Here is a 15,872-nt window from a genome sequence, read left to right on the forward strand (position 1 = left end):
CGTGTGGTGGATGGGTGCGGCCCGTACGCGAGTTGTCGGGTACGGCGGACGCGGCGGGTGTACGGCGGGCGCTGCGCGCGGGTCAGGGCCGGTCGGGGGCCGCCGTCGGCTGCTCGCGCAGCCGCTCGCGTATCTCGCGCCGCAGCACCTTGCCCGAGGGGTTGCGGGGCAGCGTGTCGGTGAACCGGTAGTCGCACGGGATCTTGTAGTCGGCGATGCGCCCGTGCAGGAACATCAGCAGCTGACGGGGCGTCGCCGCGGCGCCCTCGCGCAGCACCACCACGGCCTGGACCGTCTCGCCCCAGCGCGGGTCGGGCAGGCCGACGACCGCGGAGTCGGCCACCGCGGGATGCTCGGCGAGCGCCTTCTCCACCTCGGCCGGGTAGACGTTCTGACCGCCCACGATGATCGTGTCGTTGATGCGGTCGCAGAGGAAGAGGTTCCCCGCCTCGTCCAGATAGCCGGCGTCGCCCATGTGCAGCCAGCCGTCGACGAGCGTCGCGGCGGTCACCTCCGGCAACCGCCAGTAGCCGAGCATCGCCGAGGGCGTACGGATGCACACCTGGCCGATCTCGCCGGCCGGCAGCTCCCGCCCCCGCGAGTCGACGATCCGCAGTTCGTTGCCCGGGCAGGCGCGGCCGACCGAGAGCAGCAGCGGATTGCCCGGAGTGTGCTCCTCCGGGGGCAGGCTCACCGCGACGCTGCCGGTCTCGGTGCTGGCGTATATCTGTGCCAGCTCGCAGCCGAAGACCTCCATGCTGCGTCGCAGCAGCGGCTCCGAGATGGGCGCAGCACCGTAGGCGATCTTGCGCAGCGAGGCGAACGCCTCGGCGGAGGCGGCGGGTTCGTCCAGCATCATCCGGAGCATCGCCGGAGCGGCGAAGGTCGTGGTCACCCCGTGCCGCTCGATGAGCGCCACCGCCTCCTTGGCGACGAACATCCGCATCACCACATTGGTGCCGCCCGCGTTGAAGCCGTGCAGGAACCAGCCGAGTCCGGCGATGCCGAAGCCCGGCAGCGAGATCAGGTTGACGTCCTCCGGGAGCCAGTCGATCCACGCGACGCCCTCGGCACGCATGGCCCGCGGCAGCGTGAAGAAGCTGCGCTGGGCCAGCACCACGCCCTTGGGCAGGCCGGTGGTCCCGCTGGTGTAGATCTGCGCGACGGGGTCGTCGGGTCCGGTGCCGGGGGAGTGGTCGGTCTCCGGACGGGCCGCGCACCAGCGCCGCAGCCCCGCCCCCCGGCCCACGCGACCGTCGCCGTCGGTGGAGCCGTCGGTGGGGCCGTCGGTGGGGCCGTCGGTTCTGACGACCTCGCCCACCTCCGGCAGCCGGGGCAGTATCCGCTCGGCGACGGCGGCGAACTCCTCCTCCACGAACAGGAGTCGGGCTCCCGAGTCGCGCAGGATGTGGTCCACCTCGCCGCCGGTCAGGCGCCAGTTGACCGGGACCATGACCGCGCCGGCCTTGGCGCAGGCGAGGACCAGCGCGTAGTAGTCCTCGGACTCGCGGCCGAGGAAGGCGACCCGGTCCGCGCGCCCCACTCCGGCCGCGCGCAGGCCGTGCGCCAGTCGGTTGCTGTAGCGGTGCAGCTCGGCGTGGGTGAGGGTGCGGTCCTCACAGCGGACGGCGGGGTGGTCCGGCCGCAGCGCCGCGTGCTCGGCGCTGCGGGCGGCAAGCGTCCAGCCCGTCCGCGCTCCCCCGTCGGGCCCGTCCTGGGCGCCTTCCGCGGGGAGGCCCGGCTCGCGCCGGGTGGTGGTGGCTGTGGTCTCCGTCATGCGGCTGCCTCCTGCGGTACGAGCCTGCTCTCCAGAAAGTCGCTGAGCTGCTGGACCGACGGGTGGTCGAAGACGAGCGAGGCGGGCAGCGCCAGCCCGAACGCCTTCTCCAGGCCGCTCTTGACCTCCATCCCCATCAGCGAGTCCAGACCCAGCGAGACGAACTCCGCGGTGGGGTCCAGCGGATCGTCCGGCGCCATCCGCAGGGTGGCGGCCACCCGTTCGGTGACGACGCCGGCGATGGCCGCGCCGCGCTCCCGGTCGGGCAGCGCCACCAGGGCGGCCACGTCGAGGGTTTCGGCGCCCTCGGTGTCCCGGCCGGAGCCCGGCGCGACGAGCCGGGCGTACAACCGGTTGTCCACGGGCGAGAGTTCGGTGAAGCGGTGCCAGTCGACCTCGCCCACGACGCGTCGTACGGCGCCCTCGCGCCACATCCGGTCCAGGGTGCGCAGCGCCCTGGAGGGCGAGAAAAAGGAGATGCCGCCCCGGACGATCTCCTTGCCGAGCGAGTCGTCCAGCCGCGCCGACATGCCCACCGCGGCCCAGGCGCCCCAGTTGGCGGAGGTGGCCGGCAGTCCCTTCGCGGCCCGCCACTCCGTCAGCCCGTCCAGGAACGCACTGGCTCCCGCGTAGTGCGCCTGGGTCGCTCCGCCGACGACGGCGGCGATCGAGGAGTAGGAGATGAAGAAGTCCAGCTCGGGGAAGGACTCGGCGGCCTCGTGCAGCAGCCAGCCGCCGTAGACCTTGGGGCCGAACTGGGTGTCGATCTCCTCCCACGTCAGGTTGGCGACCAGCGATTTGCCGATGGCGCCGGCCGCGTGCACGATGCCGCCCACCGGACAGCCGGACGCGGCGATCTCGCCGAGTTCGGCGGTCAGCCGCTTGACGTCCTCGGGCCGGGAGACGTCGGCGCGCAGCAGTCGTATCTCGGCACGCCGTTCCAACTCCGCGAGCACCGGCGCCGCTTCGGGCGTCGCCCGGCCGCCGCGGCTGACCAGGGCCAGGTGCCGCGCCCCGAGGTCCACCAGCTTGCGGGCGGTCACCAGACCGAGGCCGCCGAGACCACCGGTGATCAGATAGAGCCGGTCCGGCCGGACGCCGACGGCCTCCTCGCCGTCGGGACCCGGAGTCCGGGCGGGGCCGTGCGCCGCGGCTTCCGGGCGGCGGCCCGGTTCGGCGCCCGGGTGGAGGCAGACCACCACGGTGCCGGGTGCGGCGCCGCGGGCGAGCGCGGCAAGCGCCTCGTCCGTCTCCTCCAGCCCGTAGCAGACCACCTCGGAACGGGCGTCGCCGCCGGCCCCGGGCAGTTCGCCCACCGACAGGTCCGGCCCGGCCGAGTCGGCTGCGCCGGCCTCGAGTCGGGCTGCGTCGGGTTCGGGAGTGTCCAGCTCGGCGGCGAGTGCGGCCGCGGCCTCGGTCAGCGGAGTGCCCGCGGGCACGGGCGAGACCTCGCCGGCCGGGACCGTCACGGTACGCCGGAGCGTGCCCCCGGTGCGCAGCAGCACCTGGCTGCCGACCGGCAGCCCGACGCCCTCGCCCACCGCCAGCACGACACCGCTGGCACCGGTGCCCAGAACGGTGTCCTCGCCCTCCGCGGACCGCCGCACATCGGCGGCGCAGAGCCCGGCGACGTACACCCGGACCTGCACCTCGCCGGCGAGCGGCGGCCGGTCGGCGGCGGGGACCGGGACGATCTCGGTGTGCTCCCCGGCCGCGGCCGGCCGCAGTTCGAAGCCGCCGGGCCAGTCCGGAGAGCGGTCGCCGGGCAGCAGCCGCCGCACGTACCGGCCGCCGTCGCGGAAGGCGATCTGGTGCTCGCCCTCCTCCGGCACCGCCCACTCGGCGACCAGGCCGCCGGGGTCGCCGCCGGTCGGCAGGTCGACCAGGGTCGGACGGTACTGCGGGTACTCGTTGAGCAGGGTGTGGCCGAAGCCCCAGAGTGTGCCGGCCGCCAACTGCTCGCCCGTGCCGGGCAGATCGTCGGGCAGCCACTGGGCGCGCTCGGTCACCAGCCACAGCCGCGGCGAGCGGCCGGTGGCGTCCGCCAGGGCGGCGACGGTCTCCAGCAGCCGGCGGTAGTTGTCCTCGCACTCGGCGCGCAGGGTCTCGGCCGAGGCCGGACCACCGGTCTCGCGCTGCTCGCCCGGCCGCCAGAACCACACCACCTCCGTCACGGACGGATCGCGCAGCGCCTCGCGCAGCGCCGCGGTGTCCGCCACGGTGCTCAGCCGCGCCCCGGCCGCGGCGGCCCGTTCGGCCAGCGGACCCCGTACGGGCGCGGCGGCGGGCAGTACGGCGACGGCGTGGCGCTCGGCGGCGGGCGCACTGTCGAGGGGCGAGCCGTCGAGGGGCGTGCCGTCGAGGGGCGCCGCGGTGCGCCGCAGCCAGCGCGGTCGGTGGAGGAAGTTCCGCTGCCGGTCCGGCTCCTGGGCGCGGGCGAGTTCGACGTCCGCGAACAGGGCCACCGGCTGGTCGCCCTCCATCAGCAGCAGGTCGGCGGTCCGCTGACCGTCCGCCCCCGGATCGGACCCGCGGCGGGCACCGGCGTCGTGCCGGAGGCGGGCGAGCACCCGCAGCCGGTCGGCGCGCGGCTTCTTGTAGAGCCGGATCGCCCCGAACCGCACCGGCGCCAGGGCAGGCGCCCGGTGGTCGACGACGGACAGCGCGTGCAGGGCGCCGGAGAGCGCGGCGAGCGGCAGTTGGTCCAGCGCGCCGACCGGCGGCACGGACAGTTCGCCCACCAGCAGGTCGCCGCGGTACCGGGTGACCCGCTCCAACGTTCCCAGCCGGGCGCCGAATTCGTGCCCGGCGGCCGTGAGGTCGGTGTAGACGTCCACGCCCTCCACGGTCTCCAGCACCTCGACGGCCTCGGCCTCGGCGCGCAGCAGCTTGCGGGTCGCCAGGTCTCCCGTCTGGCTCGGCCGCAGGTCCAGCAGCGCGTCCGCGTGCAGCACCTCCTGTTCGCCGTGCCCGCTCAGGATCTCGACCTGCACCTCGGCGCCGCTGTCGGGCAACGGCACCAGCCGGGTGCGGAGTTCGACCGTCGCGGCGGTGTCCGACTCCTCGGGCAGCGGCAGCGGGCGGTGCAGACGCAGGGCGCGGACAGCCGCGTCGGTGCGCCCGTACACCGCGTCCTGAAGCGCGAGCAGCAGCTCGACGTGGGCGCCCGGCGGGAGTTCGGCACCGTCGGGGGTGCGGTAGCCGGCCAGCGCGGGCAGCCGGCGCGCACCCAGTACGGCGGTGAACTCCCGGATGCCGGCGGCGGCTCGGTCCGCGTCGAGGTCGGCCGGGGTGCCCAGCAGCGGATGGGTCGCCGGCCCCGCGGAGCCGGCGTTGTCGGCCGAGGGCAGTGCGACGGGCAGCCAGTGCCGTCTGCGCTGGAAGGCGTAGGTGGGCAGCGTCACCCTGGTCGGCGCGTGTGCGCCCTGGTAGCCGTCCCAACCGACCGTCAGGCCCGCCGCGTAGTAGTCGGCGAGCGAGCGGAGCAGCTCGCTTCCGTCCGGCACGCGCTTCTGCAGGGAGGGCAGCCAGAGGTGGTCCTCGGCGGGCACACAGCGTTTGGCGAGCGCGGTGAGCGCGGTGGACGGGCCGATCTCGATCAGGGCGTGCCGTCCGCGTTTGGCCACCGCGCGGATGCCGTCCATGAAGCGCACCGGCTCACCGATGTGGCGCACCCAGTAGTCGGCGTTGCCGATCTGGGCGAGCCGGGCGGGCCTGCCGGTGACGTTGGAGATCAGGGTGATCCTCGGCTCGTGGAAGGAGACGTCGGCGATCGCGGCACGGAACTCGTCGTACACCTCCGCCATCTGCGGGGAGTGGAAGGCGTGCGAGACGGTCAACGGGCTGACCCGCACGCCCTGTTCGACGAGCCCGGCGCAGACCTCCTCGACGGAGGCGCGCGCGCCGGAGATCACGCACTGGTCGGGCGCGTTCACGGCGGCGAGCGCCAGTTCGGGGTGGTCCGCGAGCAGCGGTTCGACGTCCTCCGCGGGGGCGGACACCGCGGCCATCGTGCCGTCGGCGCGCACCGACTGCATCAGCCGCGACCGGGCGGCGACCAGGGTGACCGCGTCCGGCAGCGTGAACAGCCCGGCGACGGTCGCGGCGACCACCTCGCCGATGCTGTGACCGATCAGCGCCTGCGGCCGAACCCCCCAGGAGGTCCAGAGCCCCGCCAGCGCGTACTCCAGGGTGAAGAGCGCGGGCTGGGTGTGGGCGGTCTCGCCGAGATCCTCGACCGTCACCTCGCGGCTGGTGACCAGCTCCCGCACCGAACGTCCGATCAGCGGCGCGAAGAGCGCGTCGCACTCGTCGACCAGTTCGCGGAAGACCGGGTGGCGCCGGTAGAGCGCGTCGCCCATGCCCGGGTACTGCGAGCCCTGTCCGGTGAAGAGGAACGCGGTTCTGCGGATGCGCGCCGCGGCCGGCCGCTTCTCCCGCGCGATCTCCTCGTCGAGGTGCGCGAGCAGGTCGTCGCGGTCGGTGAAGGGGCGCGCGAGGCGGTGGGAGAAGTGCGCGCGGCCGGTCTGGACGGTGTGGCAGAGCGCGTCCAGGTCGAGGTCCGGGCGGGCGTCCAACAGCTCGCGGTAGCGGGCCAGTTGCGCGGTCAGCGCGGCGTCGCTCTTGGCGGAGACGGTGAACAGCCGCGGCGGCGCGGCGGCGGACGCGCTGTCGGCCGTCGCGCTGTCGGCCGTCGCGCGGGCGTCGGACGTGCTGCCCGCAGTCGCGCTGTCGGCGGACGTGCTGCCCGCCGTCGTGCGCGCGTCGGCCAGGCGGGGGGCCTCCTCCAGTACGGCGGCGCCGATGGTCCCGGCGAAACCGAAGCTGTTGACCAGGGCCCGCCGGGTGCCGGCCGGATAGGGCGTGCACTCCTTCGGCACCTTCACGGCGTAGACGTCCCAGGGGATGCGGCCCGAGGGGTTGTCGAGGTTCAGGTGCGGATAGACGGTGCCGCTGCGCAGCTGGAGCACGGCCTTGATCAGGCCGACCACGCCGGAGGCCGGTTCCATGTGCCCGAGGTTGGTCTTCACCGAACCGACCAGCAGCGGCGACTCCTTCGAGTGTCCGGAGGCGAACGCGTCGTTGATGGCGCCGAGTTCGATCGGGTCGCCCAGCGGCGTACCGGTGCCGTGCGCCTCCACGTACTGGATGTCGGCCGGCTCCAGCAGCGCGGCCTCCAGCGCACGGCGCATCACCGCTTCCTGCGCGACGCCGTTGGGCACGGTCAGGCCGGCGCTGTCGCCGTCCTGACCGACGGCGGTGCCGCGGATCACCGCGAGGACGTCGTCGCCGTCCCGGGACGCGTCCGAGAGCCGCTTGAGCACCAGGATTCCGCAGCCCTCGGCGCGCACATAGCCGTCGGCCGACTCGTCGAAGGTCTTGCACAGGCCGTCCGGCGCAAGCATGTTGGCGTGGCTGAACATCACCGGGATGCGCGGGTGGTGCAGCGCGTTCACCCCGCCGCACAGCGCGATGTCGGTCTCCCCGTTGCGCAGCCCCTGCGCGGCCATGTGGAGCGCGGCGAGCGAGGAGGAGCAGGCGGTGTCGACGCTGACGCTCGGCCCGCGCCAGCCCAGGAAGTAGGAGAGCCGCCCGGAGAGCGGGAACATCGTGATGCCGGACGCCAGCAGGCCGTCCAGCTGGTCGTACGGGAGGGCGTCCAGCTCCAGCGCGTAGTCGATGGAACTGGCGCCGATGTAGACGCCGCCGTTGCCGCGACGCAGCGCGGTCGGGTCGATGTTGGCGTGCTCCAGGGCCTTCCAGGCCGTCTCCAGCACCATCCGCTGCTGCGGATCGATGTACTGGGCCTCTTTGGGCGAGATGTTGAAGAAGGGGGCGTCGAAGAGGTCGATGCGGTCCAGGAAGCCGCCGCCGGAGGTCCTGATGCGCCCCTTCTCCTCGGGGTCGGCCGGGTCCTGCGGGGTGAACTCCTCGACGTTCCAACGGTCCTCGGGCAGCGGGACGATGCCGGAGCCCCCGGTGCGCAGGAACTCGTCGAACTCGTCCGGCGAATCGTTGCCGCCCGGGAAGCGCAGACCGATGCCGACGACGGCGATCGGCTCGTACTTGCGCTTCAGCAGCTCCTCCGCGTCCGCCTCTTCGGCACGGGCGGGGCCGGCCACCTCCCGCAGATAGGCGTCGAGAGTGCGTTCCCCGCCTGCGGGGCGGTCGGGCTGGTGCTGGCCTTCACTCATGCGCGGGCCTCCAGAATGCCGCTCAGGTACTCGACGAGCTGCTCGACGGTGGGCTGGTTGAACAGGGCCGTGGAGTCGATCTCCAGACCGAGCTCCTGCTCCAGGCTCTGCTTGACGTCCATCAGGCGCAGGGACGTCAGCCCGATGTCGAAGAAGCTGGCGTCCAGGGGGAGTTCCTCCTCGTCCTCCATCAGCAGGGCCGCCTTGAAGTGCCGGACGGCGAGCGTCTCCAGCGCCTCCTGCCGCTCCAGGGCGGGCAGAAGTCCTATGCGCTCGGAGCTCGATGCCGCGTATGTCATGGAAACCCCCGTGACGAGTGTCAGGACGTGGTGTGTGGGCCGGAGCCTGTCGTTTGGGCCTTGCCGGATCGAGGAGCGCTGCCCACCGGGCGTCGCTGGCCCGGCGAAGATCCGAACGACAGGCACTGGGCCCAGGCAAACAGCGGGACCTGACATGCCCCTGATGCGGTGCTGATCGCACCCCGCCGCCGCAGCCCGCCGCCCGGCGCCCGGCGGCGGTCGGCGGTCGGCGGTCGGCGCTCCCGCAACGGGGCGCGTACGTGCCGGAGTTGGGCGTACGGGGCGGAGTTGGGCGTACGGGCACACCGGCGTACGTGCCGGGCCCGCACTCGGGCGTACGTGCCCACTCCCGCTCCCGCACGCCGGCCCCGTACGCGCCGGGGCCGGACCGGTACGCGCCGGGGCGGCTGCGCGCCGGACAGCACGACGGCGGGCGTCACGGTGCTCGGTGCACCGTGACGCCCGCCGTCGAACGTCCCGCTCGGGCCGCGCCGTTGCGGCTATCCGACCGTCTCCCGGGCCGCCGGCCGGTCGCTGCCGCCGCTCGCGGCACCCGTACCGGGGCCGTCCGCCCCGGTGCCGCCGGCTTCCGGGCCGCCCTCGGCACCGGACGGCGACTCGGTGGCCGCGCCGCCCCCGGCGGAGGCGGGGTGCATTCCGCGCCACAGCGCCGCAGCCGCCGCGCAGAAGACGACCAGCGGGGCGAGACCGAGCACGAAGGCCTGCTCGAAGGAGTCGCTGCTGGTGAGCACCGGGAAGAACACCGTGCCGGCGATCGCCACGCCGAGCGCCGCGCCGCCCTCCTGCATGGTGTTGACCGCGCCCGAGGCCGAGGCCGCGTGCCGCTCGGTGACCCCGGCGAGCACCGCTCCGGTGAGCGGTCCCGTGGTCATGCCCATCCCGAGTCCGGCGACGATGAGCGCCGGCACGGTCCACACAACGGAGGTGCCCTCGCCCAGCAGCAGGACCATCGTGCCCAGCAGCGCGTATCCGACACCCAGCGTCGCCGGACCCAGGCCGTTCGCGCGCGGGCTCAGACGGCCGGAGAGCATCGTGGCGCCGAAGTAGCCGACGCCCAGCGGGAAGAAGATCAGTCCCGACTCCAACGGCGAGTAGCCCCTGCCCTGTTGGAGGAAGTACGCCAGCAGGAAGAAGAAGGAGCCCATCGCCATGAAGTAGGTGACCATCGCCAGCAGTCCGACCGAGAAGCTGCGCTCCCGGAACAGGGCGAGTTCGATCAGCGGCGAGCGCCCCGTGGAGCTGAGCCTGCGCTGGTGCGCGACGAACAGCAGCAGCAGCGGCACCGAGGCGGCCAGCACCACCCAGCCCCAGGCCGGCCAGTCGTGCTCGTGTCCGTGCACCAGCGGCAGCACGACCGCCACCAGCGCCACGGTCACCAGGACCGCGCCCAGCACGTCCAGCCGCGCGCTGCTGTCGCCACGGGACTCGGGAACCCAGCGGCGGGTGCAGGCCAGCGCGACGAGGCAGACCGGCAGGTTGATCAGGAAGATCGTCCGCCAGCCGAGCCCCGCGATGTCGCTGCTGATCAGCAGTCCGCCGACGAGCTGGCCGAAGACACCGGCCATGCCGACCGCGAGACCGTACGCGTTGAACGCCTTGCCGCGCCGCTCCCCCTCGTACGTCGAGCTGAGGATGCCCAGCACCTGCGGCACCAGCAGCGCGGCGGCGATGCCCTGGGCGATCCTGGCCGCGATCAGCGTCTCCGGGTCGGGCGCGAGGCCGCACGCCAGCGAGGCCAGGGTGAACAGGGCGAGCCCGAGCGAGTACATCCGGCGGCGCCCGTAGAGGTCGCCGAGCCGACCACCGGTGATCATCCCCGCGGTGAAGGCCACGCCGTAGCCGATGATCACCAGCTGGGACTGGGAGGCGGTGGCGCCCAGGTCGCTCTGTACGGAGGGGACCGCCACGTTGACGATGAAGTAGTCGAGGACGGTGATGAAGGCGCCCACCAGCACCACGAACAGGGTTCCCCAGGTAGCCCCAGCGCCGGGGGGTGGTGCGGTGTTCCGGTCTTGTGCTGCCTCGGTGGTCATCAGGAGCGCTCCAAATCGCGGCGTGGTAGGGACATTCGTTCCCTCCGCACCGTGCCCGGGTCCGCTGACACGGCGTTGACGCGCAGCCGCCCACCGTCCCGACGCGCGCCCCGTACGCCCCGTACGCCCCGTACGCCCCGAGCGGCCCGTACGCCTCGTACGCCTCGTGCGGGACGGGCGGGACGGGCGCCCGGAGCGGCCCGTGTGCCCGCGTGGCGCCCGGCGCCCGTGCTCGGCACACGCCCCGGCGCCCGCCCCGGCGCCCGTCAGAAGCGAGTCAGCGGCGTATCAGGCTCCGAGCGGAGCGTGTCGAGGCCTCCCATCGCTCCGCCGCCCACCGGGCGCGGTGACTCAAGGAGATCACCTGTATGCAGTCAGCGCAGCACACCACAAACACCCCAGCAGGGAGCACGGCCGACGCGAAGTCGGGCCAGTCCGCCTCGTTCGCCGAGCTGCTGCGACGGGTCAAGGCGGAGGGTCTCCTTGACCTGCAACCCCGTTACTACGCCTTCAAGTTGGCGCTCAACACCACGCTCCTGCTGGCCGGCCTGGCCGCCTTCTTCGCCCTGGGCGCCAGCTGGTGGACCCTGCTCGTCGCCGCGTGGATGGGCTTCTGCGGCGGCCAGTCGAGCTTCATGTGGCACGACGCCGGCCACAAGTCGATGGTCCGCAGCAAGAACCTGGCGAACATCGTCGGCTACGCGCACGCCAACTTCGTCAACGGCATCAGCTACGGCTGGTGGGTCAACCACCACAACCGCCACCACTCCCACCCCAACCACCTCGACCTCGACCCGGACATCGGCCGGCGCACGGCGATCTTCGACACCAAGCAGTACGCCACCCGCACCCGCCGTCAGCGCTTCATCGTGCGCTACCAGAGCACGCTGTTCTTCGTGCTCCTGGTGTGCGAGCTGTTCAAGATGCAGATGACGGCCTACCGCGCCATCGCCCGTCGCGAGGTGAAGCAGCCCGTGCTGGAGGCCTCGCTCATCGCCGCCCGCGCCGCGCTCTACCTCGGCCTGGTGTTCTGGATACTCACCCCGCTCCAGGCCGTCGCCTTCGTCGTCGTCCAACAGGCCTGCCAGGGCGTCTACTTCGGCATGATCTTCGCGCCGAACCACAAGGGCATGGAGCTGCGCGACGGCGAGGAGGAGAGCCTGGGATGGCTGGAGCGCCAGGTCCTCACCTCGCGCAACATCCGCCCCTCGCGGCTGATGGACTTCCTCTACGGCGGCCTCAACTACCAGATCGAGCACCACCTGTTCCCCGCGATGCCGCAGAAGAGCCTGCCCAGGGCGCGGGAGCTGACGATGGAGTACTGCGCCGAGCGCGGCATCCCCTATCGCGAGGTGGGTTTTTTCCGCTCCTACCGTGAGGTGGCCTCGTTCCTGCACAAGGTCTCCGCACCCGTCCGGCAGGGGCAAGTGAGCTGATGTCCGCAGAGCACCGCACGGGCGTCGCCCCGGGACCGACGCCCGTCACCACACTGGAGGCCGGTGCCGGCGGGCCGTCCGCGCCCGTCGAAACCGCCTCCCCCGCCGCCCCGGGCAGCAACTCGCCCGAGGCGATCGGCGCCCGTATGGACCGGCTGCCGATCACGCCCACGCACCGGAAGCTGACGCTGGTCATCGGCATCGGGCTGTTCTTCGACAGCTTCGACAACCATCTGTCGGGGACGATCGCGCAGGTCATGCAGACCGAGTTCGCGATGGACAGCACGGCGCTGAAACTGGCGCTCGCCTCCGCGTTCCTCGGCCAGTTCTTCGGCTCGCTGCTGCTCGGCAGGGTCGGGGACAAGCTCGGCCGGCGCCGCGCCTTCATGATCAACCTCGGCCTGTACTCGTTCTTCACCCTGGCCGGGGCGTTCTCGCCGAACGCGGCCTGGCTGATCGTCACCCGGTTCATCGCGGGCATGGGCATCGGCGCCGAACAGGCCCTCTCCGACTGCTACTTGTCGGAGACCCTGCCGGCCAGGAAGCGCGGCAGATTCATCGCCTGGGCGTACACGCTGTGCTTCTGCGGCGTGCCGGCGGTCGGCTTCGCGGCGCTGTGGCTGGTGCCACTCGCCCCGTTGGGGATCGACGGCTGGCGCTGGCTGTTCGTGCTCGGCGCGCTCGGCGCCTTCGTGGTGTGGGTGCTGCGCCGCGGGATGATCGAGTCACCCCGCTGGCTGGCCTCGGTCGGCCGTCGCGAGGAGGCCGACCGGCTGGTCACCACGATGGAGTCGGAGGCCGTCGCAGGCGGCAACCGGCTGCCCGAGCCCGAGCCGGCGCAGGCACCCGCGGTGAAGCCCAACACCCGGCTGCGCGATCTGTTCGGCCGCCGATACCGTCGGCGCACCACGATGCTGTGGGTGCTGTGCGGACTGTCCGTCGTCGGCTACTACGGCTTCGGCACCCTGGCCCCACTGGTCCTGGCGGCCAAGGGGTACGGAATTCTGGAGGGCATCAGCTTCGCCGCGCTGTCCTTCGTCGGCTACCCGGTGGGCTCGCTGCTCTCGGTGCCGATCATGGACCGGATCGAGCGCAAGCTCCTGGTGGCGCTCTCCGCGGTCGCCATGGCCGCCTGCGGACTGGGCTTCGCCTTCGCCGACACCGGTGCCTGGATCGTCGCCTTCGGATTCAGCTTCACGCTGCTGAGCAACGTCTTCTCCACCGTCTCGCACGTGTATCTGGCCGAGCAGTACCCGACCAGCATCCGCGCCACCGCAGCGGGCACCGCGTACTCGCTGTCCAAGCTGAGCGCCGCGGCCATCCCGTTCGCCCTGCTGCCGGTGCTGGACTCGGCGGGGCCGGTGTGGCTCTTCGGCACCGTCGCGCTGGTCATGGTGGTCGTCGCGGCGACCGTACTGGTGCTCGGCGAGCGCACGACGGGGGTGTCGGCCGACTGGAGCTGAGCGGACCCCCGCGAAGGTAACGAAGTCTCCGTACGGCGGTGGCGGACGCCGTACGGAGACTTCATGTTGGCCACATGACGACTGAAGCCGCACACCACGACCGGACCACCGGCGCGACCGACGCCGCGGAACCCGTCGAAGCCATCAAGGCGGAGGGCACCCGCCAGCTGCACCGCAACGGCGCGCTGGTCCTCACCCCGGAGTCCGTCCGCACCGCGCTCGGCATGACCGCGACCGATTTCGCCCGGCACTTCGCCTCCCGCGACGCCCTGCTCACCGCACTGGTCGTCGACGCCTACGACGGCATGGGCGAGCGGGCCGAACAGGCCGTGCGCGAGAGCGCCGCCGCCGACGCCGCGCCGCTGGCCCGCTGGGTCGCGGTCTGCCGCGCCGTGCGGGACTGGGCGACGGACCACCCGCAGGAGTACGAGCTCATCTACGGCACCAACATCCCCGGCTACGACGCGCCGCCCGAGACCATGGTCGCCGGTGCCCGTACCGCCATGGCCCTGATCGGCACGCTCCAACACGCCGCCGAACAGGGCGCGTTGGAGACCGGCGAGCAGGAGGAGCTGCCGGGGCCGGTGGCCGACGCGGTGCGCGGGCTGGCCGAGGGCATGGCCCAGGGCCTGCCCGAGCCGGTCGTCGCACGGCTGCTCGTCGCCTGGACGCAGCTCTTCGGCATGACCGGTTTCTCGGTGTTCGGGCACATCGCCGCCTTCGGCGAGGACCCGGCCGCGTTCGTGGACCACGCGGCGGCCGCGATGGGCCGGTACGTGGGCGTACGCGGCTGACCCCGGCCGAGGTCGTCCGGCGTTCCCACGCCCGCGGGCAGCAGCCGACAGCGCTGCCCGCGGGCGTTTCCGCACGCCGCGGGCCGCGGGCGCGCGCGCGGGCGCGGCGTTTCGGCGGGGCGTTTCGGCGGCACGGGGCGGGGCGGGGCGAGCGCGCCCGCGCGGGCGTACGCGCCGGCGCGGTGCTCAGGCGAAGGCGGCGCGGTGGTCGGCGGCCCACCGGGCGAAGGACGTGGGCGGACGGCCGGTCGCCCGCGCCACCCCCGGCTCCGTACCGGCCTTGCTGCCGGCGCGCAGGCGCTCCGCGCTCGCGAGCAGCGCCAGCGCGACCGGCTCCGGCCAACGGGCGCGCAGCGCGGCCTCGGCCCGGGCACGACTGAGCTCGACGAGGGTGAGCCGGGTGTCGAGCAACCGGCCCAGCTGCTCGGTCTGTTCGGCCGCCGACAGCGCCTCGGGGCCGGTCAGGTGGTGGGTCAGCCCGTGGTGCGCGGGGTCGCCCAGCGCGGCTGCGGCGGCTTCGGCGATGTCCCGCGGATCCACGCAGGCGTTGCGCGCCCGCCCCCCGTACGCCCGCACGGTGCGCTCGTCCCGGATGCCGGGTGCCCAGGCGAGGGTGTTGCTCATGAAGGCCCGTGGCCGCAGCAGCGTCCACGGCAGCCCCGACTCCCGGATCCGGTCCTCGTTCTCGCGCTGCCAGCGGGTCAGGAGGTCGTCGGCGCACGGGTCGGTCACCGCGAGCGCCGAGAGCTTCACCAGGTGCACGGCCCCGCGCTCACCGTCCGGCGCCTGTCCGCCGGCCGCGGCGTCCCGGCGGTGTGCTGCCGCCGTGCTCTCGCGGCTCGCCGCCGCAACCAACCGTGCGTCGTGCTCCGGGCTCAGCGGATCACTCGTCACCACCAGCACGGCGCGCGCCCCGCGGAACGCGCGCTCCAGCCCCTGCCGGTCGCCCAGGTCCACCGACGCCGCCTCGACCCCGGCGCGGGCCGTGCCCAGCAGTTCGTCGCGCAGCCGCCGCAGCCCCTCCGGCCGCCGGGCGAGCAGCCTGACCGGCCTCCCCGCCGAAACGAGCCGACGCGCGACCTCGCGGCCCACTGTCCCGGTGGCCCCGGTGATCACCACTGTCATGAGGCCGACCCGGCACTCACGAGGCGCTCCGCAGCTCGTCCGAAGCGCCTCCCTCCTTCAGGACGCGCTCCATCACCCGCTCCCCGCGATCGGGCCGCAGATCCAACCGGCCGAGCACGGAAGGCACCGCCACCGCGGGCAGGACGCTCTGGTACAGCACCGCGGCACGCTCGGCCACATCGTCGTAGTTCGTCAGCGCCTGCGACATTCCCTGCACCCCGGCGAAGGCCCCGACGATGAGCTGGGCCACCTGCTCGACGTCCGCGTGCGGCAGCAACTCCCCGCTCGCCCGCGCCCGTTCGAGCTGCGCCCCGGTGACTTCCGCCCAGCGCAGGTACGGGCCTCTGCGGTCCGGGCCCTCGTGCCCGCCGCGCTCGATGGTGAGCCGCACCGAACCCCGCACCAGCGGATCGGACTTGAGCAGATGAGCGAGCAACATCCCCTGGTCGAAGAGGAGTTGGAGATGGATCGGCTCGTGCGGGAGCTCCGGCACGGCGTGCACCTGCTCGTCGAGCACCGCCTGCGCCAGCTCCCGTTTCGAGGCGAAGTGGAAGTAGAGCGCCCCCTTGGTGACTCCCGCCAGCTTCAGGATGTCGGCGATCGTGGCGACCTCGTAGCCGATGTCGCCGAAGACCTCCGCCGCCGCTCGCACGATCGCCGCCCTGGTGCGCACCGCGCGCTCCTGCTGTGCCATCGGCACACTCCGTCCTTCCGACTTGCCCCGTGCTGC

At 73.2% G+C, this 15,872-nt stretch carries 9 protein-coding genes; 3 read left to right on the plus strand and 6 right to left on the minus strand.

What is annotated here, in order from left to right:
* Nucleotides 1-82 precede the first annotated feature (82 nt).
* From MTQ01_RS00820 to MTQ01_RS00835, 4 genes are all read right to left on the minus strand, one after another.
* On the minus strand, nt 83-1,777 hold the full coding sequence (locus MTQ01_RS00820; protein WP_247486347.1) for a long-chain-fatty-acid--CoA ligase: 1,695 nt from the start codon (nt 1,775-1,777) through the stop codon (nt 83-85).
* A complete protein-coding gene (locus MTQ01_RS00825) occupies nt 1,774-7,971 on the minus strand; it encodes a type I polyketide synthase (protein ID WP_247486348.1) in 6,198 nt (2,065 codons plus the stop codon). The genes MTQ01_RS00820 and MTQ01_RS00825 overlap by 4 nt, the downstream gene beginning before the upstream one ends.
* The gene (locus tag MTQ01_RS00830; RefSeq protein ID WP_247486349.1) at nt 7,968-8,270 is read right to left on the minus strand and encodes an acyl carrier protein; all 303 of its coding nucleotides are present in this window, start codon (nt 8,268-8,270) and stop codon (nt 7,968-7,970) included. Before MTQ01_RS00830 ends, MTQ01_RS00825 begins: the two co-directional genes overlap by 4 nt.
* Nucleotides 8,271-8,770: 500 nt before the next feature.
* Nucleotides 8,771-10,324, minus strand: coding sequence for an MFS transporter (locus MTQ01_RS00835; protein WP_247486350.1), 1,554 nt, complete (start codon nt 10,322-10,324; stop codon nt 8,771-8,773).
* A 368-nt stretch (nt 10,325-10,692) separates the two neighbouring features.
* Here MTQ01_RS00835 and MTQ01_RS00840 point away from each other — a divergent pair, with 368 nt between their 5' ends.
* The 3 genes from MTQ01_RS00840 to MTQ01_RS00850 all read left to right on the plus strand — a co-directional run bounded on the left by MTQ01_RS00840 (nt 10,693) and on the right by MTQ01_RS00850 (nt 14,017).
* Nucleotides 10,693-11,760, plus strand: a complete 1,068-nt coding sequence (locus MTQ01_RS00840; protein WP_247486351.1) for an acyl-CoA desaturase — start codon at nt 10,693-10,695, stop codon at nt 11,758-11,760.
* On the plus strand, nt 11,760-13,223 hold the full coding sequence (locus MTQ01_RS00845) for an MFS transporter (protein ID WP_247486352.1): 1,464 nt from the start codon (nt 11,760-11,762) through the stop codon (nt 13,221-13,223). Before MTQ01_RS00840 ends, MTQ01_RS00845 begins: the two co-directional genes overlap by 1 nt.
* A 74-nt stretch (nt 13,224-13,297) precedes the next feature.
* Nucleotides 13,298-14,017 carry a TetR/AcrR family transcriptional regulator gene (locus MTQ01_RS00850; protein WP_247486353.1) on the plus strand — a complete coding sequence of 240 codons (720 nt, stop codon included), beginning with the start codon at nt 13,298-13,300 and terminating at the stop codon, nt 14,015-14,017.
* 186 nt (nt 14,018-14,203) lie between these two features.
* Here MTQ01_RS00850 and MTQ01_RS00855 read toward each other — a convergent pair whose 3' ends face one another.
* Nucleotides 14,204-15,142 (minus strand): SDR family NAD(P)-dependent oxidoreductase, encoded by a 939-nt coding sequence (locus MTQ01_RS00855; protein ID WP_247486354.1) that lies wholly within the window; start codon nt 15,140-15,142, stop codon nt 14,204-14,206.
* 16 nt (nt 15,143-15,158) lie between these two features.
* Nucleotides 15,159-15,836 (minus strand): ScbR family autoregulator-binding transcription factor, encoded by a 678-nt coding sequence (locus MTQ01_RS00860; protein WP_247486355.1) that lies wholly within the window; start codon nt 15,834-15,836, stop codon nt 15,159-15,161.
* Between the last annotated feature and the right edge of the window lie 36 nt (nt 15,837-15,872).

Origin of the sequence: Streptomyces sp. XM4193 (assembly GCF_023072595.1) — a bacterium.
Lineage (GTDB): Bacteria > Actinomycetota > Actinomycetes > Streptomycetales > Streptomycetaceae > Streptomyces.